Genomic DNA, 19,258 nt, shown 5'->3' on the forward strand with positions numbered 1-19,258 from the left:
CTGCTCGCCGTGACCGCGCAGGGACCCGGGCTGCCCGGCGTCGTCCTCGCCGAACACGTGCCCCCGGCGGAGCCGGTCAGCGGCCGGACCGTGCTGGCCGCGGTCGCCCGCGCACGGAAACTGCTCCACAACTGGCTGGCCGAGGACCGCTGCGCGGACTCCCTGCTCGTGGTGGCCACCCGGAACGCGGAAGCCGTCACCGCCGAGGACCAGGTGGCCGACCCGGTCGGCGCAGCCGTACGAGGGCTGGTACGGGCCGTCCAGGCCGCACACCCGGGCCGCGTCGTCCTGGTGGACCTCGACGACAGCGACGCGAGCCGCAAGACACTTCCGCAGGCGCTCACCACCGGAGAACCGGATCTCGCGCTCAGGGACGGAGTGGCGAGCGCCCGCCGCCTGGTGAGGGCCGAGCGGCCCGACGGCGCCGACCTCCCCGCCGCGCCGGACACGACCGTACGGATCACCGGCGCGGACCGGCCGGAGGCAGCCTCCGACGACGCGCTGGCGGCCGAGATCGACGCCGTGCTCGACCTCTGCGCCCCGGCCCGTCCCGGCTCCGAAGCGGCCGGTCAGGACCTGCTGTTCGTCACCTCGGTCGGGGGCGTCCTGGGCGGAACGGACGAGTACACCGCCGTCCTCGGCGCGTTCCTCACCGCCCTGACCCGGCAGCGGCAGGCGGCCGGCCTGCCGACCGCCCTCATCGGCTGGGGCCCCGACCAGGGTGGGGTACCGCTCGGGCTGACCGCGCACCAGGGCCCGGCGGACGAACGGCTCCTCTCCGCCGCCAGGAACGGCGCGGTCCTCGTCGGCGCCCGCCCGGACGGCCGCGCCCTGCGGTCCTCCGGCGCGGAAGTCCCCGCACTGCTGGGCACCCTGATCCCCGCGCAGCCGCGCCGGGCCGCCAACGAGACCGCGGCCACGGGCGCCACGGCCCCGCTGCGCGACCGGCTCGCCGGGCTGTCGGCGGACCAGCGCGCGGCCACCCTGCTCGACCTGGTCCGGGCGCACGCCGCCACGGCCCTCGGGTACCCGTCCGCCGACGCCCTGGCGGTGGACCGGTCGTTCACCGAAGCCGGCTTCCAGTCGGTGGCCGCCCTCCAGCTGGCCCGCCGGCTGGCCGAGGCCACCGGCCTCGAACTGCCGCCCGTGACGGTCTTCGACCATCCGTCGGTGACCCGGCTCGCCGCGCACCTCGGCGAACTCCTCGACGGGCGGACCGCCGACGGCGAGCCCACGGCGCGCCCGACGGCCGACACCTTCGTCCGGCTGTTCCGTACCGCGTACGAGCAGGGCCGGACCGAGGAAGCCGTCGACGTGCTGATGTCGGCCTCCCGGCTGCTGCCGGACTTCGGCTCCCGCGACGACGCCACCCCGTGGCCGCAACCGGTCAGGCTGGCGCAGGAGCAGGCGGCTTCCGACGTCTTCGCGTTCCCCTCCCTGGGAGCGGCGTCGGGACCGCACGAGTACCTCGCGCTCGGCGCCGCCTGGAACGGAGACAGGGGTCTGACCGTCCTTCCGCACCCGGGGTTCACCGGCGAACCGGTGCTGCCGCGCACCTGGCAGGCCCTGGTGAGCGCCCAGGCGCGGGCCGTCGCCGAGGCCTCGGGCGGGACCGCCCCCGTCCTGCTGGGGCACTCCTCGGGCGGCTGGATCGCGCACGCGGTGGCCGGTGAACTCGGCTCGCTGGGCGTGGGCGTGGCGGCCGTGGTGCTCCTGGACACGTTCGCGCGCGCCGAGAACCGCCACAGTCTGTCCGTCCTCGCGGGCAGGCTCGTCGACTCCGAGGACGCCTTCCTGGCGCCCGACGACGCCCGGATGATCACCATGGGGGGCTACCTCCGTGTGTTCGCCGACTGGGAACCCGGACCGGCGACGGCACCGACGCTGCTGCTGCGCGCGGCGGCGTCGGACCGGCGGCCCGGGGACCCCGCCGCCCGTGGCTGGGAGCACGCGACCCATGAGGCGGAGGTCCCGGGCGATCATTTCTCGCTGCTGAGTGGCGACTGCGCCACCACGGCCGCCGCGGTCGACGGTTGGCTGCGGGAGGTCGTCGGCCGATGACGTCCTCGACCGGCCGTCTGCTGGCCGTCTCCGACCTGCACATCGCCTACCCGGAGAACCGCGCCCTCCTGGAAGAACGGATCGTCCCCACCTCCCCCGACGACTGGCTCCTGGTGGCGGGCGACGTCGGCGAGAGTGCCGCAGACATCGAATGGGCCCTCGGCCTGCTGCGCGACCGGTTCGCCCAGGTGATCTGGGTGCCCGGCAACCACGAGCTGTGGACCCCACGGGACGACGCCGTCCAGCTGCGTGGTGACGAGCGCTACCGCTACCTGGTGGAGGTCTGCCGGCGGCTCGGCGTACTGACCCCCGAGGACCCGTACGCGGTGTGGACGGGGGCCGGCGGTCCGGTGGTCGTGGCACCGCTGTTCGTGCTCTACGACTACTCGTTCCGGGCGGACGGCCTGACCAAGGAGGAGTCCCTGGCCGCGGCGTACGAGACGGGTGTGGTGTGCTCCGACGAGTTCCTGCTGTCACCCGATCCGTACCCGTCCGCGGACGCATGGTGCAGGGCGCGGGTCGCGCAGACCCGGGCGCGGCTCGACGCCGTCGACCCGGCCCTGCCGACCGTCCTGGTCAACCACTTCCCCCTGGTCCGGAAGGACACCGAGCTGCTGCGCCACCAGGAGTTCGCCCAGTGGTGCGGAACCCGGCTCACCGCCGACTGGCACACGCGCTACCGCGCGGCGGCGGTGGTCTACGGGCATCTGCACATCCCGCGGACGACGTTCCATGACGGGGTCCGGTTCGACGAGGTCTCCATCGGCTACCCGCGCGAGTACCGCAAGCGCGGGCTGCCCCGCGGGGTGCTGCGGGACGTCCTGCGCGTCCGGGGGGAGGACAGGTGATCGGGGCCGTCCTGCCGCCGGCGGCGTCCTGGGCGACACTGGACCACGACCCCGGGCCCGAGGCGCTCTTCCCCGCCGAGGCGGCGATCGTCGCGAACTCCGTCGAGTCCCGACGGGCGGAGTTCGCCGCAGGCCGGCACTGTGCCCGGCTGGCCCTGGAGGGCCTCGGCATCCCACCGGCGCCGATCCCCTCCGGGCCACGGGGGGAGCCGTGCTGGCCGGACGGGGTCGTCGGCAGCCTCACCCACTGCGCCGGCTTCCGGGCCGCCGCGGTGGCCCGGCGCGAGGACGTGCGCGCCGTCGGCATCGACGCCGAGCCGCACGCACCGCTGCCCGACGGTGTGTTGGAGGCCATCGCCCTGCCGGAGGAGCGCGCCCATCTCGGGAACCTGCGCCGCGACAGGCCCGGCATCAGCTGGGACCGGCTGCTGTTCAGCGCGAAGGAGTCCGTGTACAAGGCGTGGTTCCCCCTGGCCGGGCGCCGGCTCGACTTCGACGAGGCCCGGATCGGCTTCACCGCGGACGGACGGTTCGGCGCGAGCCTGCTCGTACCCGGTCCCGTGGTGGACGGCCGCACACTGACCGCGTTCAGCGGCAGGTGGGCGGCCGACGAGCACTTCGTCGTGACCGCGGTCCACGTCCCGGCGCGTGAAGCCCCCGCTCAAGTCGTCCATGAAGCAAGAGAACTCGCAGCAAGAGAAACGGAAGAAACCCATGCCTGAGCTCCCCCCGCTGGACGACCGCTGGCTCGTACGGCACCATCCGGCACCCGGCAGCGATCTCACCCTCGTCTGCTTCCCCCACGCGGGCGGATCGGCCAGCTACTTCCGCCCGCTCGCCGGCGCGCTGTCGCCCCGCGTCGACGTGCTGTCCCTGCAGTACCCGGGACGGCAGGACCGCAGGAACGAGCCGTGCATCGAGAGCGTCGACGGGCTGGTGGACGGGATCACACAGGCACTGCGGCCCCTCGCCGGCCGTCCGACGGTCTTCTTCGGACACAGCATGGGCGCCATCCTCGCCTTCGAGACCGCCCGACGCCTCGCGGCCGTCCCGGGCGCGGAACCGTTGGGCCTGGTCCTCTCCGGCCGCCGCGCCCCCCGGACGGTGCGCCACGAGTCCGTCCACCTGCGGGACGACGCGGGCCTCATCGCCGAGATCCAGAAACTGAACGGCACCGACCCGGCCCTGCTGGTCGACGAGGACATCCTGCGGATGGCGCTGCCTTCGCTCCGGGCCGACTACACCGCGGTGGAGACCTACGAGTACAGGGAGGGTCCGGAACTCCGCTGCCCCATCCGGATCTTCACCGGCGACGCCGACCCGCAGGTGACCCGGGAGGAGGCGGAGCGCTGGGCCGAGCACACCACGTCCTCGTTCGACATCCGGACCTTCCCCGGCGGTCACTTCTACCTCAACGAACAGCCCGGCCCGGTGACCGCCGCCCTGGTCGCGGAACTCGACGGCTTCCGCCTGTCCGAGGTCGGCACCACCGGCTGAGGCCCCGAGGACCGCCCGGCCCCGGACACGGCGATGGCGCCCCGGGGCCGAACGGGTGACCTGGACGATTGATGATCGTTAAGGAGCTGTCCGGGTCAACGGAGGCACGCTCGTGCCGTTGGGGTAGGGGTGTCGCATGGCGACCTTGTGTCGGCCGGCCGTGTCGGTTCCGGAGTACGTCATCACCATGGAGGAGACGCTCGAGCTCGCACGCACGCTGCATGCCGGCCATCCCCAACTGGGCCTCGCGCTACGCCTGATCGAGAACACCGGGGTGCGCACCCGGCATCTTGTGCAGCCGGTCGACGAGACGCTCGCGCACCCCGGCTTCGAGGCACGCAACAGGCTGTACGCGGCCGAGGCGAAGGCCCGTGTGCCGCGGGTCGTGCGGCGCGCGCTGGAGGACGGCGAACTGCGGGCCGCGGACATCGATGTGATCATCTATGTGTCCTGCACCGGGTTCATGATGCCTTCGCTCACCGCCTGGCTGATCAACACGATGGGATTCCCGTCCCATACCCGGCAGTTACCGATCGCTCAGCTGGGCTGCGCGGCGGGCGGGGCGGCGATCAACCGGGCGCACGACTTCTGCACGGCCTACCCGGGGGCGAACGCGCTGATCGTGGCATGCGAGTTCTGCTCTCTGTGCTACCAGCCCACCGACATCGGCATCGGATCGCTGCTGTCCAACGGTCTGTTCGGCGACGGTGTGGCCGCCGCGGTCGTCCGCGGGACCGGTGGCCAGGGCATCCGCCTGGAGCGCAACGGCTCGTACCTCGTCCCCGGCACGGAGGACTGGATCGCGTACGACGTACGGGCGACCGGCTTCCACTTCCTGCTGGACAAGCGGGTGCCGGGCACCATGGAGCCGCTCGCCCCCGCGCTGCGCAGCCTCGCCGACCGGCACGGCTGGGACGCCTCCGACCTCGACTTCTACGTCGTGCATGCCGGCGGGCCGCGGATTCTCGACGACCTGGGCACCTTCCTCGACGTCAAGCCGGAGGCGTTCCGGCACAGCCGGGCCACGCTCACCGAGTACGGGAACATCGCGAGCGCCGTCGTACTGGACGCGCTCCGTCGGCTGTTCGACGAGGGGGGCGCCGCCGACCAGGCGCCCGGCCTCCTGGCCGGGTTCGGCCCGGGCATCACGGCCGAGATGACGCTGGGCCGCTGGAGCCGCACGCCGTGACCCTTCCGGAAGCAGACCCGATGACCGACTACTCCCACGCCGCCCCGCCACCGGCGGACAGCGGCCTGATCGTGCCCCCCGGCGAAGGCCGGACCCTTCGCGCCGCCGCCCAGCATGTGACGTTCAAAGTGACCGGCGCGCAGTCGCGCTTCGCGTCGAGCTTCGAGGTGCTCGTACCACCGGGCTTCGACGTCGGCGCCCACGTCCACGCGCGCAGCGAGGAGTTGTTCTACGTCCTCGAGGGCGAACTCGACGTTCTCGCCTTCGAGCCGCGTGTGCGCACCCCGGACGGTTGGCGGGGATGGCAGTCACCGAAGGGTGAGCGGGTGGTCCGCGCCACGCCCGGCACGGTCATCCTGGTCCCGCCCGGCTGCCCGCACGCCTTCGCCAACCCCACCGGCGCCCCGGCCCGGATGTTCTTCCAGTCGTCCCCACCCCCGGACCACGAGCGCTACTTCGAGGAACTCCTGACGATCCTGTCCGCCGACGGGCCGGTGGACCACGGCGCCATCGCCGCACTGCGCCGCCGCCACGACATCGAGCAGCTCACACCGCTGCGCCACGACCAGCCGGCGAGGAGCCAGTGATGCAGGACGGAACCGCCCCCCTGTACGAGGTGTCGGACTTGGCCGCACTCGACTTCGACCCCTTCCTCCGCGAGGCGCTGCAGGCCGAACCGGTCATCCGGATCCGGCTGCCGCACGGGGCGCCTGGGGAGTGCTGGCTGGCGACACGGCATGACGCCGTCCGGTTCGTCACCTCCGACCCCCGGTTCAGTCGCGACATCGTCGGCCGGCCGCTGCCCAGCATGAACAGGTACCTCGTCCCGCTGGACCGCGCGGTCAGCTTCGTCGACCCGCCCGATCACACCCGCGTCCGCTCCGTGGTCTCCTCGGCGTTCAACGGCTTCGGCATCGCGGCCCTGCGTCCCCGCGCCCAAGCCGTGCTCGACGACCTCATCGACGCCCTGGTCGCGGCCGGACCGCCCGCCGACCTCGTCCGGTACGTGACCTCTCCCTTTCCCATGCATGTCATCGGAGCTCTGCTGGGTGTGCCGGAGGGCGACAGGCCGCGCCTGCGCACGTGGGCGGACACCGTGCTGACCCGGGCGAAGGACGAAGCGGGGGTCGAGCGGGCCCGGCGGGCCAAGGAAGAAGTACGCGTCTACTTCCGCGACCTGGCCCGCGAACGCCGGCTCCAGCCGCAGGACGACCTCATCAGCCAACTGCAGGCCGCGGCCGAGAGCGGGAGGATCGAGGAAGAGGAACTCCTCGCCCTGGTCATGCTGATGGCGATCAACGGCTGGCACGCCGTACGCAACCACACCTCCAACATGGTCTACCTCCTGCTCACCGACGACAGCCTGAGGAGCCGACTGCGGTCCGACCCGCATGCCGTACCGGCGGCCGTGGAGGAACTGCTGCGCTGGATCCCTCACAAGCACGGCGTGGGACAGGCCCGCATCGCCACCGAGGACGTGGAGGTGGGGGGCGTCCTGATCGGCCGCGGCGAGGCCGTCTACGTCTCCTACGTGGCGGCGAACTGGGACGACCGGTACTACCCCGAGCCACACCGGATCGACATCGACCGCAGCGGCCCCCCACACCTGGCCTTCGGCTACGGCCCCCACCACTGCCTGGCACCCCTGCTGGCCCGCATGGAAGCCGAACTGCTCCTGACCACCCTCACCACACGCCTCCCCGAGCTGCGGTTGGCCCTCGATCCCGCCGACGTGGCCTGGCAGAAGGACGTACTCGTCCGAGGACCGGTGGCACTGCCGGTCACCTGGTAGAGCGGCAAGCGGATCGACCGGCCACCCCTGGTGCTGTGAGGCCGCGGTCGAGGCGCCGCTGGAGCAGGGTCACGGGTGGGGCGTCGTCGGTTCGGTCGGGGTGGGGTGGGCCGCGTGGCGGGGGCCCGTGAAGTATTGGGCGTCCTTGGGGCGGGTGGGGGTGGGGACGGTGGGGGCGGGGGTGAGGCGGGGGATGTACTTGGAGCAGTGGATGTAGGCCTCCTCGACGCTCAGGTGCACCCACAGCTCGGGGTCGCGCCCCGGTGCGACGTCGGACGGCAGGTCGGGGTGGCGCGCGCGGAGGTCGGTGTCGGTGCAGAGGCTCGCGACGCCGTTGACGTGGAGGCCGATGCGGTCGTCGGTGAAGTCCACGAACAGCATGCCCAGGTGAGGGTTCTCCGTGATGTTGCCGGCGCTGGCGAGCACGCCGTTGCCCCGGAACTCCGGGTAGGCCAGGGTGTGTTCGTCGATCACGTGGACGAAACCCGGCGGGCCGGCCCGGAAGCTGGCGTCGCACTCCCCCCGCGCGTCGGAGGTGGCCAGAAAGACCATGGACTGGCGGCCGATGAAGTCCCGCATCTGCGGTGTGAGGCAGGGGCGCACCTGCTGGTCGTAGAACCTGTGGGCGCGGTCGGAGGTGCCCAGCTGCTGCTGCAGGCGGTGTTCGCCCGCTGATCCGAAGGGCCTTGGGGGGTAGGTCACGGTGTGTGGTCTCCTGGCAGGGAGGGAGAGAGGCTGGGGGGCGGTGCTCTACGGCCGTGTTCAGGAGGTCGCCAGGACCGGGGTGTCGAACGGGTCGTAGTGGATGCGCTCCGGCGACGTGCCGGTGAGTGTGAGCGTCTCCGTGGCCGAGGTGACCATGGCGGCCGGACCGCTGAGGAAGACGTCGTGCTGGTACCACGGTCCGTACTCGGCCAGGACCTCCGGCAGAGACCCCCGGATCCCGGGGATGTACTCGTCCGAGACGGCGCCCCTGACCGTCAGCCAGTGGTGCCGCTGCGCCATGCGCAGCATGTCGTCCACTCCGTACAGCTCGGCACCGGTTCGCGCGCCGAGGAAGAGGTTCACCTGGTGCCGGCCACCGCGTCGGGCGACCTCTTCGATCAGCGCGCGGATGGGGGCGAGACCGGTCCCGCCCGCCACGCAGAGCAGGTCGCCGTGGACGGCGGCGTCCAGCACCATGTCGCCCATCGGCGCGCCGAGGTGGACCACGTCGCCCACCGCGGCCCGGTGCACCAGCGCCTGGCTGACCGAGCCACCGGGCACCGCCCGTACGTGGAAGGTGAGGGTGCCGTCCTCGCGGGGCGCGTTGGCGGGGGAGTAGTAGCGCCACTGCTTGGGATGCCAGGGGGTCTCGATGCTGGCGTACTGACCGGCGGCGTACTCGTACGGCGTGTGGGGCTGCAGGGTGACCTCGGCGATGCCGGGCCCGCGCCGGGCGAGGTGCACGATCGTGGCGGGCCAGAGGGCCGGCCGTGACGTCGCGTCCTCCTCGGCAGCGGCGATCATGGCGCCGGCGACCGCTCCGTACGCCTTGGTCCACGCGGCGGCGATGTCCTGGGTCCAGGCCGGGCCTGCGTAGCGGGCGAGGGAGGCGAGGAGGCACTCGCCCACGGCGGGGAAGTGGGCGGCGAGAGTGCCGAATTTACGGTGGTCCCGCCCAAGATGTCCGCAGAAGCGGACCAGTTTCTCCGGATCGTCGACCAGGTCGACGATGCGCAGCAGCGCGCGCAGCAGACGGTCGCGTTGGGCGTCCATCCCCGGCGGGAACATCGGCCGCACCTCGGGATAGCGGGTGAAGAGGATCGCGTAGAAATAGACCGTCATGTCCGCGGCGAGAGGTTCGACGACCGAGACGGAGGCGCGGATGAGCTCTATCTCGCGGTCCGACAGGGGCGCCTCGACGACCTCTGGCTTGCCGGGGTGCACGGCCTCGGCGGCGGGTCCTGTCGGATCCTCCGACCGCGGGACCTCGGGCGGCGGGCTTTCTTGGCGTCTGATCCGAAATCTCATGCAACCAGAGCTCCACCGTCCGGTATTCGAGACGGCCCGAACCGGGCGGACCGCGGGGCGGCCAGGTCGATGGAGCGGCGCGCCCGGCGGGCAGCACGGGCGGGGACTTCTCTGGCAGACATAGGTCCTCAAGACGGGGCGGCGGCACGGAAGCGGACTTGGCAGCTCCGGACGCTACCCGATCACCGAGGTGACTCAGAAGTAGCCAAAGACTCCCCCGTACGCCATGGGCGGCGGGGGAGGTGCCGTGAGGTCTTCAGGCTGTTGCTGCTACGCGCCGGGCGTCAGCTGGCGACGGCGGTTGCCCAGAGGGGGGCCACGGCTGAGCGCGTCGTTCTGTCGTCGCGGCGGCGCAGGGGGAGGGGGACCTCGCCTGCGGCGGCGTGGAGGATCTCGGACTGGAGGCGTTGCAGGTCCTCCGAGGGCTCAAGGCCCAGTTCGTCGTTGAGGATGCGGTGCAGGTCCCGGTACGCCTGCAGGGCCTCGCCGCGACGGCCCGCCTGGTGCAGGGTCGCGATGAGCTGGCCGTGGAACCACTCGTGCAGCGGGTAGTCGTTGACCAGTGTCCGCAGGTCGGGGAGGAGTTCGCGCTGCCTCCCGAGCCGGCTCTCGGTCTCTATGCGCAGCTCCAGAGCGCGTATCCGCAGCTCCTCCACGCGCGCGATCCGGCCGGCGAGCACGCACCCGACCGGGACGTTGCTCAGCACCGGGCCGCGCCACAGGGCCAGGGCGCGCTGCAGCCTCTCGGAGGCCCGCTCGTAGGCGCCGTCGGTGAAGTCGGCCTGCGCGTCCCGGACATGGCGTTCGAAGATGCTCACGTCGACCTCGTCCTCGCGCAGCTGGATCGCGTAACCGGGTGCCCTGGTGACCAGGAGGTTACGGCCAGGGGCGACGGCGTTCTCGTCCACGAGCATCTTGCGCGCGTGGTAGACGTGGGTCTGCAACGTGCGCAGGGCGCTGCGCGGAGGGTTGCCTCCCCACAGTTCCAGGATGAGCGAGTCCGTGGCGGCCGCCTCACCGGGCTGCAGTGCCAGCAGGGCGAGCATCTGACAGATCTTCGGTGCATTCGGTGCGTATTCCCTGCCGTCATCGGTGATGATCTCGAATGGACCGATGAGGTTGAACTGCACTGCGCACACTCCTGTTCCGCGCGTCCGCGCGCGAGTCGATCGGAGGACATCCCCGGCAGGCTCGACGGGTCGGTGGCCGTCGAACTGCCTGTGGGTTGCTTCGTCTTGCGATGCGACGGGTGGCCCCGCGACGGTCACGTCCCGGTACGGCCGCACCGGGACGGAGGCCAGGAGGCCTCGGCTGAGACCTGAGGTTGCTGACCGAAGTCGGATTCCATGGCTCCCCCTTGTGCGCGGACGAGCGGCGGCAGGGGCCCGTAGTTCGTACGGTCCTGGCGCCGAACAACTATCTCGATACAAAGAAACCATTCATCCGGTTCTTTGTATAGGGGTTTTTGGGGAGCCCTGACGGCCCTCGGATGCCCTGCCACCTGGGATGACTGGCGAACTGTGCAGGTCAGTGAGGTTGCTCTCGCCGGCGATGTTCCGGCGATCAGGCCGTGTTAGGTCTGCGTAAACATACCGGCGATTCAGTTTTCGAGGCCGCGTGCCTCTTTGAGGAGGCGCACGGCCCGGTCCGGGGAGGTGTCCAGTCGTCCCAGCACGCCCGGTACGGCGATGCTCGGCAGGAGGTGGTCGAAGAGGTTCGCGATTTCGACGGACAGGTCCTGGCAGTCGGGCATCGACTCCGTCAGCAACTGAACCCCCGTCCATGCGCCGACGGCCAGTCGGGCCGTCGTGGCCGGGTCGACGTGGGCGAGCAACTCGCCCCGCTCCTTGGCCTCGCCCAGAATGCCGGAACCCAGCTCGACCCAGTCCGGCCAGCGCGTGCCGAACAGCGCGCGCGCCTGGGGGTCGACGGACAGCCGCACCGAGGCGCTGAGCAGCGGTTCCCGGGGCAGCCGGTGGGCGAGCACCAGGCCCAGGTCCACCCACTCCTGGAGCTTGAAGGTCTGCGGCTGGACCCCATCGGCGGTGACCGCCTCGGCCAACACGCCGCGCGCCAGCTCCTCCTTCGACGTGAAATGGAAGTACAGAGCGCCGCGCGTGAGGCTTGCCCGCTCGACGATCGCGGCGATGGACGCGGCGTCGTACCCGTGCTCGTTGAAGACGTGGGCGGCGGCCTCCAGGAAGATCCTGCGCGTGCGGATCGCCCGTTCCTGCTTCGGTTCCTGTCTTGCCAACTCATCACCCATGTCAAGTGGTTTTGTCTTGATTTTGACGTCTCTTGAAAAAGACCGGAGAGCCGGTATCTTATCAGCGTTGCGGACGATCACCTGTCCAATCGTCGCCACATCCATGGGGGAACCGTGTCTGAGGCAACCGCGTACGCACATACGAAAACGCCACGAGGCACAAGGGGGGTGCCGAAGGAATACGTGCACCTCCACCACGAGTCATCCGTCGTCGTCACGGGATGGACCCGCCACGACGACTCCTTCTACACACTGACCACCCAATGGCCCGCACCGGCGGTCGAGGGCCCCTACGACCCGCGCGTCCTCACCCAGACCATCCGGCAGAGCGGCCTTCTCATCGTCCATGCCGAATACGGCATTCCGCTGTCCCACCAGACGCTGCTGTGGGACTTCAACTACACCGTCCACCCCGAGTTCCGGGTCTCGCCCGTCGAGCCCGCCGCCCTCGATGTCGAGGTCCGGGTCACCGAGACGCGACGAAACGGTCGCGGCGCCAGCGCCCTGCGCATGGACATGCACATACGTCAGGACGGCATCACCGTCGCCCGCGCCGACTCCGAGTTCGGATGGGTGTCGCCGGCCGCCTACCGGCGCCTGCGGGGCGAGCACGTGACCGTCGACTGGGGGAACTGGCTCGTGCCGGCACCCGTCGAGCCGCACACGGTCGGCCGTACCGATCCGGTCGACGTCCTCCTCGCCGCCGGCGACCGTCCCGGCCGCTGGCAGCTGCGCAACGACATCGGCAACACCCTGCTCTACGACCACCCGGTCGACCATGTCCCCGGCCTCGTCCTGATGGAGGCCGCCCACCAGGCCGCGCACGCCGCGGCCGCCCCGGCGCATTTCGTACCCACCGATCTCGCCACCAGCTACGAACGGTACGTCGAGTTCGACGAGCCCTGCTGGCTGGAGGCCGAGCTGATCCCGTTCCCCGCCTCCGGCCGCCTCACCGTGCGGGTCACCGGGTTACAGGGCGGCCAGAGGGTGTTCAGGGTCGACTTGAGTGGTACTGCTCAGTAGACCGCTGGGTCATGGCCTCTGGCGCAGGGCGCAGGGCGCAGGGCGCAGCGCGCATGGCGAATGCGGTGTGCCGTGTGGCGTCCGGTGCGCCGGGAGAGGCGTGCTACGGCGGGGTGGGTAGGGCGTTTCGCCCGCCCACCCCGCCGTGCGTGTCACTGGTTGACGAACCCGCCGTCCACCGGCAGCACCGTGCCGGTGAGGAACGGGCAGCGGTCGCTCAGCAGCCAGGCCGCCGCGGCCGCGATCTCCTCCGGCTCGGCGGTACGGCCCTGCGGGGTCATCGAGTTGACCATGTCCTCCAGCCCCGGGTTGCGGCCGAACCAGTCCGCCGTGATCTCGCTGCGCGTCGTCCCTGGAGCCACCGCGTTCACCCTGATGCCCTGCTTCGCGTACTCGTCCGCGGCCGCCCGGGTGAAGCCCACGACCGCGTGCTTGGAGGCGACGTAGGGCGCGGCGGTCGGGATCGCCACCAGCCCGCCCACACTGCTGTTGTTCACGATGCTTCCCGCACCGTGCTCCAGCATCGCGGCGATCTCGTACCGGAGGCAGTTCCACAGCCCCCGGACGTTCGCGTCCATGATCGAGTCGTACACGTCGTCCGACATCAGGTGCAGCGGAGTGCGGTCGCCGCCGATCCCCGCGTTGTTGAAGGCCGCGTCAAGGCGCCCGTACGTGGACACCGTGAAGTCCACCGCCCGGGCGGCGTCCTGGGCCACCGACACGTCCGTGACGACATAGGAGGCCTCGGCCCCCTTGTCCCGCAGGGCGGCGACCAGCTCTGCCAGCCGCTCCTCTCTTCGGGCGGCCAGCACGACGGTCGCACCCTCCTGCGCGAACACCTGCGCTGCTGCCGCGCCGATACCGCTGCTGGCGCCGGTGACGAGGACGACTTTTCCGGGGAGGAGGCCACTGTTCATGGGGTGCAGTCTAGAACGCGCGTACGGGCGGAGGTTGGGGGTTGATCGCGTCGGGCCACCTGCATTGCGGGGGTGCGTTGTTGGCGGTCGTGCCGCGATCTCCTCGGTTTCCGGCCGGAGTTCGAGACCGTGCAGGGGTGGTGCGGCCAGGGTCGTCCCGGGCCGCCGTGCCGACGAACGGGGAAGGGCGGCCTTGAGCGACCGGATCACCGGGGTCACCGTGGTGACGCCGAACCGGTCGGCCAACTGCTTGCTCATGGGGACTGGTTGCGCGGGGCTCGCGGCTGTCGTAGGACGGCTGGGCGGCGTGGACGATCGGCTCAGGCCCTCGTTCAGCGCCTGGACGAAGCTGCGTCCGACGAAGTGCGGCCAGACGCCAGTTTCTCCGTCTGCCCCCTGTGCCTTCTCCGTCCCCTCCGCCCTCTCCGTTCCGTCTCCTCCGAGCCGTTCCGGGCTCTCGCCGATTCCCTTTCCCATAGCGTGACCACTTCCCATGCTCCCACTATTTGGCTACGGCACTTACCTGTTGGAACGCTCCGTTGAAGAAGAGCAGCCCGGACGTTTCCGAACCATTGCCGGCGGCGACCACATTCCCGAGGAATATGGAATGGTCGCCGGAGTCGTGCACCTCGGTGAGCTCGCACTCCAGCCAGCCCATGGCGCCCCGCAGCAGCGGTGCCCGGGTGTACGTACCCGGCTCCCAGTCGAGGTCGCGGAACTGCTCGGGTCCCAGCGGCCGGTTCTTGTCGGCGAAGTAGCGCGCCAACTTCTCCTGCTCCGCGCCCAGTACGGAGACGCCGAAGCGGCGCTCGGCCAGAATCGCCTTGTGCATCACCGCGCTGTGAGACACGCAGCACAGCACGGTCGGCGGATCCAGGGACACCGAACTGAACGCATTGGCCGTCATGCCGTGGATATGGTCGCCGCCGACGCTCAGGACGATCACGCCGGTGATGAAGCGTGACATCGTCTCGCGCAACGACGACGGCTCACCCATGGGGATTCGGTCGATTGTTTCCTCGGTGGACACGGAGCTCATGCCGAACCCTTCAGGAGATTCATGAGACGAACATAGGGGTGGGGGCACCTGCGGTCGCTCACCACGAGGTAATCAGGTGCCCAGGAGGTATCTCTGGCCGTGGGTTGTCGTGGGTTGTCGTGGGTTGCCGTGGGTCGCTAGTGGGCGGGCGCGGGTTGTCCATGGGCGGGCTCCGGGGGCGACGCCCTGTTGCTCATCTGGCGGACGATCAGCCACTCGCCCTCGATGAGCCTCCACACGACAAGCTCGTTCGTGTGCTCCTCGTGCACCGTGCCGTCGGGCAGCGTCACCGTCGTCACCGCGATGCCGGAGTCGAGGAGGAGGTCGCCGTGGACGCTCACGTGCGGCTCGCCCACCGCCCGCCACGTGAGCGTTCCGCCCATGGCCCGTACCTCGTCCAGGAGCGAGCCGAAGTGCGCGGCGATGGCCTCGCGCCCGACGATCGGCCCGCTGCGCTGATCCGCGAAGAGCAGGGCGTCGGGCGCGAAGCCCGCCGTCAGGGCAGCAGCGTCGCCCTCCGCCATCGCCCGTGCGACATCGCCTTCCATACGGGACATCAACCGCAGGGCTTCACTCTGGGTGATGGTCATGGTGTCTTCCTCAGGCCTCGACCAGCTGCGGCGCCGGCTCGAAGTGGCCGACCTCGACGAAGAAGGCGACGTACTTCCGGAAGAGTTCCTCCGTCAGTTCCGGGCACTCGATGCCGGTTCCTTCGAGGGCCGCGTCGGTCTCGCTGGTGTCGAACGGCGGGTAGAAGGCGTCCGTGTCCGAGATCATGATGTCGAAGGCGTGCAGCAGCGGAGTCATCACGTTCTCCCGGTCGGCCCGAACCGCCTCGCTCCATGACGCGTGGTCCTTCTCCGCCAGCTCGTAGCCGAGGGAGCGCAGGTACGTCGCGCAGGTACGCAGGCTCAGCGAACTCCTGTTGTAGAGGTGGAAGGTACGGCCGGCCGTGTCCCCGTGCTGGGCGCGGCCTGCCGCGTCCGCTCGCTGGGAAAGGTTCACGACGGCCGCGCTGACGTAGTCGACCGGCAGCATGTGGAACCGCCCGCCGTCCACGTCCGGAACCGCCCCCGCCTGCAGCAGCCCCTTGAGGCTCAGCCAGACGAAGTCACGCGTCTGGCAGGCACCGTTGCGCTGGTCACCGGAGACCACGTCCACGCGGTAGATGGACACGGGCAGACCCCGTTCCCTCGCCAGCCCGATGATCTGCTCGGCCACCCACTTGCTCTGCGTGTACCCGCTGGGCAGAGCCTCACCGGGGCCGGTCGGGTCGGTGACCTTCGTCGGCCCGCCGTGCGCCGCGCCGCCGGCGAAGACGCCGACCGTCGACACATAGTGGACCGGCACGGTGCGGTGCCGCGCAGCCAGCCGCAACACCTCCTGCGTGCCCTGCACGTTGGCCGCCTTCAGGTCCGCGTACGGCCGCAGCCAGTGGACGGTGGCGCCGTTGTGGTAGACGACGTCGACCGTACGTGCCAGGTCGTCGAACACGTCCTCGCCGAGGCCCAGTCGCGGCAGCGACAAGTCACCGACGAGGACCTTGATCCGCTCCGACTCGCCCTCCATCTCGTCCCACACCCGGTACCACTCCAGGTTCTCGCGCAGCCGCTGCCACGCCTGCGCCTCGTCGGATCCGCGCACAAGGCAGTGGACCGTGGCCCGCGTCGTACGCAGCAGGTCGCGCAGGAGGAACGCGCCGAGGAAGCCACTGGCGCCCGTCAGGAGGATGTCCCCGGGCTCTTCGGGCGCTCGGTCACCGCCCTCCGGGCGAATGACCGGGTCGAGGTGGATCTCGGCCGAGAAGTCCACCTTCCGCGTCTCGGGCGTCGCCGGTTCGTCCTGCCCGGTCCCGGGCTCCAGCTGCGCCAGCAGCTCCGCGTGGAGGTACGCCGCCAGGGAGGCCGGATCGGGATGGTCGAAGACCAGGGTCGCCGGCAGCCTGCTGCCCGTGAACTCGCTGAGCTGGTTGCGCAGTTCCACCGAGGTGAGCGAGTCGAAGCCGAGGGACCCGAACGCCTGGTCGGCGTCGATACGGCTCGTGTCGGGATGGCCGAGCACCTCCGCGATCTCCGCCAGCAGCCGGTCGCGGACGAACGGCAGCTGTTTGTCGGCCGGCAGCGCCGCCACGAACTCGGCCGCCGAGGCCGATCCCGTACCGGTGTCGGTGTTGCGGGCCTTGCGGCGGTACGGAGTACGGACCAGGGCGCCGAGCACCGCGGGCGGCCTGCCCGGCTGGGCGCGCAGGGCAGCGATGTCCAAGGGCGTGACCACGGTCGTGGCCCGGCCCAGCCGCAGGGCGGTGTCGAGCAGAGCGGGGCCCTGGTCGGACTCGACGGGCCGGAAGCCGGCCTTGGCCATGCGCTGGAGATCGGCCTCGCCCAGCTGACCGGTCATGCCGGTGGCCTGCGCCCACAGCCCCCAGGCCACGGAGGTCGCGGGCAGCCCCTGAGCGGCGCGGTGCTCGGCGAGGGCGTCGAGGAAGACGTTGGCGGCCGCGTAGTTGGACTGGCCGGGGCCGCCGATGATGCCGGCGAGGGACGAGAACAGCACGAACGCGGAGACCGTGGGGATGGTCCGGGTCAGCTCGTGCAGATGCCACGCGGCGTCCACCTTGGGCCGCAGGACCGCTGCCAGCCGCTCGGGCGTGAGCGAGGAGACGAGACCGTCGTCCAGGACGCCCGCTGCGTGGATGACGGCGGTGAGGGGGTGGCCGGGGTGGTTGGTGGAGAGGGAGTCGAGTGCGGTGGCGAGGGCGTCGCGGTCGGTGGTGTCGACGGCGGCGATGGTGACGTGCGCGGCACCGAGAGCGATGAGCTCGTCGCGGAGTTGGGTGGCGCCAGGGGCGTTGGGGCCGCTGCGGCTGGTGAGGAGGAGGTGCTTGGTGCCGTGGTGGGTGACGAGGTGGCGGGCGAAGAGGGCGCCCAGGGAGCCGGTACCGCCGGTGATGAGGACGGTTCCGTCGCCGTCGGCCCAGGGGGTCGTCGGGGTGGCGGATCCTATCTCGGGCCTGGGCTCCGTGAGGCGCCGCAGGCGGGGGACGAAGGCCTTCCCGCGTCGGACGGCGGCCTGGGCTTCCTCGGCGGAGAGCAGCGCGCCCAGGGCCTCGAACGAGGCGGCGTCGTCGTCGAGGTCGGCGAGGACGATGCGGCCGGGGTTCTCCGACTGGGCCGAGCGGAGGAGCCCCCACACGGCGCTGCCGGCGAGGCCCGTGACGGTGGAGGCGGTGCCGGTGCCGGTGCCGGTGTCGGAGGTGGACATGGCGCCGTGGGTGATCACAACCAGCGGGGTCCGGGCCAGGCGCTCGTCCGCCAGCCACTCCTGTACGACGGCCAGCGTCCGTCGCGTGACGTTGTGCGTGGCCGCGATGACGTCCGTTTCGGGTGTGGCCGGCGGGCAGGGGAGCAGGACGGCGTCGAGTTCGGTGCCCGTTTCCACTGCCTTGGCGACGGCTTCGACGTCGGTGAAGTGCTCGGCGTGGGAGTAGGCGGCCCGCTCAGGCGTGGGCTCGTGGCTGAGGACACCCCAGGTGGGTTGTGCTGCCGGCTGAGGCAGCGCGGTCGGAAGCCAGTCGAGGTGGAAGAGGGCGTCGAGGTGCCCTGCCACAGGGTTGCGGAACTTCTCTGTGGATGCGGCCTGGTAGGTCAGGGAGTCGACGGTCAGGACGGGCTGACCGGTCTGGTCGGTCAGCACGACGGAGACGGTGTTGTCGCCTCCGGTGGGGGTGACGTGGGCTCGTACGGTTGTGGCACCGGTGGCGTGCAGGCGTACGCCCTGCCATGCGGTCGGGATCCAGACGTGTCCGTCTTGTTCGGGCAGCCCGTGTCCGGCGAGGGCCGCGTCCAGCAGCGCTGGGTGCAGTCCGAAGCGCGGCGCGTCACCCGTACGCTCCGGGGCGAGGACCACCTCGGCACCGGTGCCATCCCCTGACCGTGCACTCCACGATCCGACCCCGCCGCCACCGGCGGCGACGTGGCCTTGGGCGTGGAGGGTCCACGGGGCGTCGGTCGTGTCGTCGGGTCGGGCGTGGACGGTGAGGGAGCGGCGGTTCGTCGCGTCGGGGGCGCCGACACGAACCTGGAGCTGGATGCCGCCGTGGGCCGGGATGGTGAGGGGCGCCGCGAGTTCGAGTTCGTCGAGCACGGTGGCTGCGAGCTCGTCGCCCGCTCGGATCGCCAGTTCCACCAGCGCTCCGCCGGAGAGGACGGTCGTCCCCTCGATGGTGTGGTCGGCGAGCCACGGGTGGGTGTGGAGGGAGAGGCGGCTGGTGAAGATGTGCTCGTCGCGGTCGGCGATCGCCACTGCCGCGCCGAGGAGGGGGTGGCCGGTGTCGGTGAGGCCCAGGTCGGTTGCGTCGCCCTTGGTGGTGGGGGTGTCGAGCCAGTAGCGCTGGTGCTGGAAGGCGTAGGTCGGTAGGTCGACCTGCTTGGCGCCGGTGCCGGCGAGGTAGGTCTGCCAATCGACCGTGGTGGTGGTGTGGAGCTGGGCGAGTGCCGTGACGAGGGTGTCGGGTTCGGGGCGGTCGCGCCGCAGGAGCGGGATGGCGGTGGTGTTGTCGGTGGTGTTTTGGACCATGGCGGAGAGGACTCCGTCGGGTCCGGCTTCGATGATGG

The 19,258-nt window shown here is 71.1% G+C and carries 15 protein-coding genes and 1 pseudogene; 8 read left to right on the forward strand and 8 right to left on the reverse strand.

Translation table 11 applies throughout. From position 1 onward, the window contains the following. Positions 1-48 precede the first annotated feature (48 nt). The 7 genes and pseudogenes from ACWF79_RS29765 to ACWF79_RS29795 all read left to right on the forward strand — a co-directional run. A pseudogene (locus tag ACWF79_RS29765) lies at positions 49-2,061 on the forward strand (SpnB-like Rossmann fold domain-containing protein); the annotation flags it as partial. Further along, positions 2,058-2,909: a metallophosphoesterase family protein gene (locus ACWF79_RS29770; RefSeq protein WP_453731264.1), complete on the forward strand. Its 852-nt coding sequence runs from the start codon at positions 2,058-2,060 to the stop codon at positions 2,907-2,909. The pseudogene ACWF79_RS29765 and the gene ACWF79_RS29770, both read left to right, overlap by 4 nt. Beyond that, positions 2,906-3,631: a 4'-phosphopantetheinyl transferase family protein gene (locus tag ACWF79_RS29775; RefSeq protein ID WP_453731265.1), complete on the forward strand. Its 726-nt coding sequence runs from the start codon at positions 2,906-2,908 to the stop codon at positions 3,629-3,631. Before ACWF79_RS29770 ends, ACWF79_RS29775 begins: the two co-directional genes overlap by 4 nt. Next, positions 3,624-4,406: a thioesterase II family protein gene (locus ACWF79_RS29780; protein WP_453731266.1), complete on the forward strand. Its 783-nt coding sequence runs from the start codon at positions 3,624-3,626 to the stop codon at positions 4,404-4,406. Before ACWF79_RS29775 ends, ACWF79_RS29780 begins: the two co-directional genes overlap by 8 nt. Positions 4,407-4,542: 136 nt before the next feature. Further along, entirely contained in the window at positions 4,543-5,595 is a 1,053-nt protein-coding gene (locus ACWF79_RS29785) for a type III polyketide synthase (RefSeq protein ID WP_453731267.1), read from the forward strand. Between the two features lie 20 nt (positions 5,596-5,615). Beyond that, positions 5,616-6,182: a cupin domain-containing protein gene (locus ACWF79_RS29790; RefSeq protein WP_453731268.1), complete on the forward strand. Its 567-nt coding sequence runs from the start codon at positions 5,616-5,618 to the stop codon at positions 6,180-6,182. Then, on the forward strand, positions 6,182-7,387 hold the full coding sequence (locus ACWF79_RS29795) for a cytochrome P450 (protein ID WP_453731269.1): 1,206 nt from the start codon (positions 6,182-6,184) through the stop codon (positions 7,385-7,387). Before ACWF79_RS29790 ends, ACWF79_RS29795 begins: the two co-directional genes overlap by 1 nt. Before the next feature lie 69 nt (positions 7,388-7,456). Here the strand turns inward: ACWF79_RS29795 and ACWF79_RS29800 are convergent, their stop codons facing one another. The 4 genes from ACWF79_RS29800 to ACWF79_RS29815 all read right to left on the reverse strand — a co-directional run bounded on the left by ACWF79_RS29800 (position 7,457) and on the right by ACWF79_RS29815 (position 11,666). After that, the gene (locus tag ACWF79_RS29800) at positions 7,457-8,089 is read right to left on the reverse strand and encodes a pyridoxamine 5'-phosphate oxidase family protein (RefSeq protein ID WP_453731270.1); all 633 of its coding nucleotides are present in this window, start codon (positions 8,087-8,089) and stop codon (positions 7,457-7,459) included. Between the two features lie 60 nt (positions 8,090-8,149). Beyond that, entirely contained in the window at positions 8,150-9,400 is a 1,251-nt protein-coding gene (locus tag ACWF79_RS29805) for a globin domain-containing protein (protein ID WP_453731271.1), read from the reverse strand. Positions 9,401-9,684: 284 nt separating this feature from the next. Further along, on the reverse strand, positions 9,685-10,539 hold the full coding sequence (locus ACWF79_RS29810; RefSeq protein ID WP_453731272.1) for an AfsR/SARP family transcriptional regulator: 855 nt from the start codon (positions 10,537-10,539) through the stop codon (positions 9,685-9,687). Positions 10,540-11,000: 461 nt separating this feature from the next. After that, positions 11,001-11,666 carry a ScbR family autoregulator-binding transcription factor gene (locus tag ACWF79_RS29815; RefSeq protein WP_453731278.1) on the reverse strand — a complete coding sequence of 222 codons (666 nt, stop codon included), beginning with the start codon at positions 11,664-11,666 and terminating at the stop codon, positions 11,001-11,003. 168 nt (positions 11,667-11,834) lie between these two features. On the opposite strand from ACWF79_RS29815, the gene ACWF79_RS29820 reads away from it, so the two are divergent. Beyond that, positions 11,835-12,689 carry a ScbA/BarX family gamma-butyrolactone biosynthesis protein gene (locus ACWF79_RS29820; RefSeq protein WP_453731273.1) on the forward strand — a complete coding sequence of 285 codons (855 nt, stop codon included), beginning with the start codon at positions 11,835-11,837 and terminating at the stop codon, positions 12,687-12,689. A gap of 152 nt (positions 12,690-12,841) precedes the next feature. Here ACWF79_RS29820 and ACWF79_RS29825 read toward each other — a convergent pair whose 3' ends face one another. From ACWF79_RS29825 to ACWF79_RS29840, 4 genes are all read right to left on the reverse strand, one after another. After that, the gene (locus ACWF79_RS29825; RefSeq protein WP_453731274.1) at positions 12,842-13,606 is read right to left on the reverse strand and encodes a glucose 1-dehydrogenase; all 765 of its coding nucleotides are present in this window, start codon (positions 13,604-13,606) and stop codon (positions 12,842-12,844) included. Between the two features lie 502 nt (positions 13,607-14,108). Further along, the gene (locus ACWF79_RS29830; protein ID WP_453731275.1) at positions 14,109-14,645 is read right to left on the reverse strand and encodes a flavin reductase family protein; all 537 of its coding nucleotides are present in this window, start codon (positions 14,643-14,645) and stop codon (positions 14,109-14,111) included. A 137-nt stretch (positions 14,646-14,782) separates the two neighbouring features. After that, positions 14,783-15,235 carry a YybH family protein gene (locus tag ACWF79_RS29835; protein WP_453731276.1) on the reverse strand — a complete coding sequence of 151 codons (453 nt, stop codon included), beginning with the start codon at positions 15,233-15,235 and terminating at the stop codon, positions 14,783-14,785. Between the two features lie 10 nt (positions 15,236-15,245). Then, entirely contained in the window at positions 15,246-19,220 is a 3,975-nt protein-coding gene (locus ACWF79_RS29840; RefSeq protein ID WP_453731277.1) for a thioester reductase domain-containing protein, read from the reverse strand. Positions 19,221-19,258 lie beyond the last annotated feature (38 nt).

It is taken from the genome of Streptomyces sp. NPDC054975 (assembly GCF_053609105.1).

What these genes read in the sequence shown, in the direction of transcription:
- ACWF79_RS29840 (WP_453731277.1), bottom strand. Translation starts at nt 19,220, where the DNA reads ATGGTCCAAAACACCACCGACAACACCACCGCCATCCCGCTCCTGCGG.
- ACWF79_RS29795 (WP_453731269.1), top strand. Translation starts at nt 6,182, where the DNA reads ATGCAGGACGGAACCGCCCCCCTGTACGAGGTGTCGGACTTGGCCGCA.
- ACWF79_RS29830 (WP_453731275.1), bottom strand. Translation starts at nt 14,645, where the DNA reads ATGAGCTCCGTGTCCACCGAGGAAACAATCGACCGAATCCCCATGGGT.
- ACWF79_RS29790 (WP_453731268.1), top strand. Translation starts at nt 5,616, where the DNA reads ATGACCGACTACTCCCACGCCGCCCCGCCACCGGCGGACAGCGGCCTG.
- ACWF79_RS29835 (WP_453731276.1), bottom strand. Translation starts at nt 15,235, where the DNA reads ATGACCATCACCCAGAGTGAAGCCCTGCGGTTGATGTCCCGTATGGAA.
- ACWF79_RS29805 (WP_453731271.1), bottom strand. Translation starts at nt 9,400, where the DNA reads ATGAGATTTCGGATCAGACGCCAAGAAAGCCCGCCGCCCGAGGTCCCG.
- ACWF79_RS29770 (WP_453731264.1), top strand. Translation starts at nt 2,058, where the DNA reads ATGACGTCCTCGACCGGCCGTCTGCTGGCCGTCTCCGACCTGCACATC.
- ACWF79_RS29825 (WP_453731274.1), bottom strand. Translation starts at nt 13,606, where the DNA reads ATGAACAGTGGCCTCCTCCCCGGAAAAGTCGTCCTCGTCACCGGCGCC.
- ACWF79_RS29815 (WP_453731278.1), bottom strand. Translation starts at nt 11,666, where the DNA reads ATGGGTGATGAGTTGGCAAGACAGGAACCGAAGCAGGAACGGGCGATC.
- ACWF79_RS29785 (WP_453731267.1), top strand. Translation starts at nt 4,543, where the DNA reads ATGGCGACCTTGTGTCGGCCGGCCGTGTCGGTTCCGGAGTACGTCATC.
- ACWF79_RS29780 (WP_453731266.1), top strand. Translation starts at nt 3,624, where the DNA reads ATGCCTGAGCTCCCCCCGCTGGACGACCGCTGGCTCGTACGGCACCAT.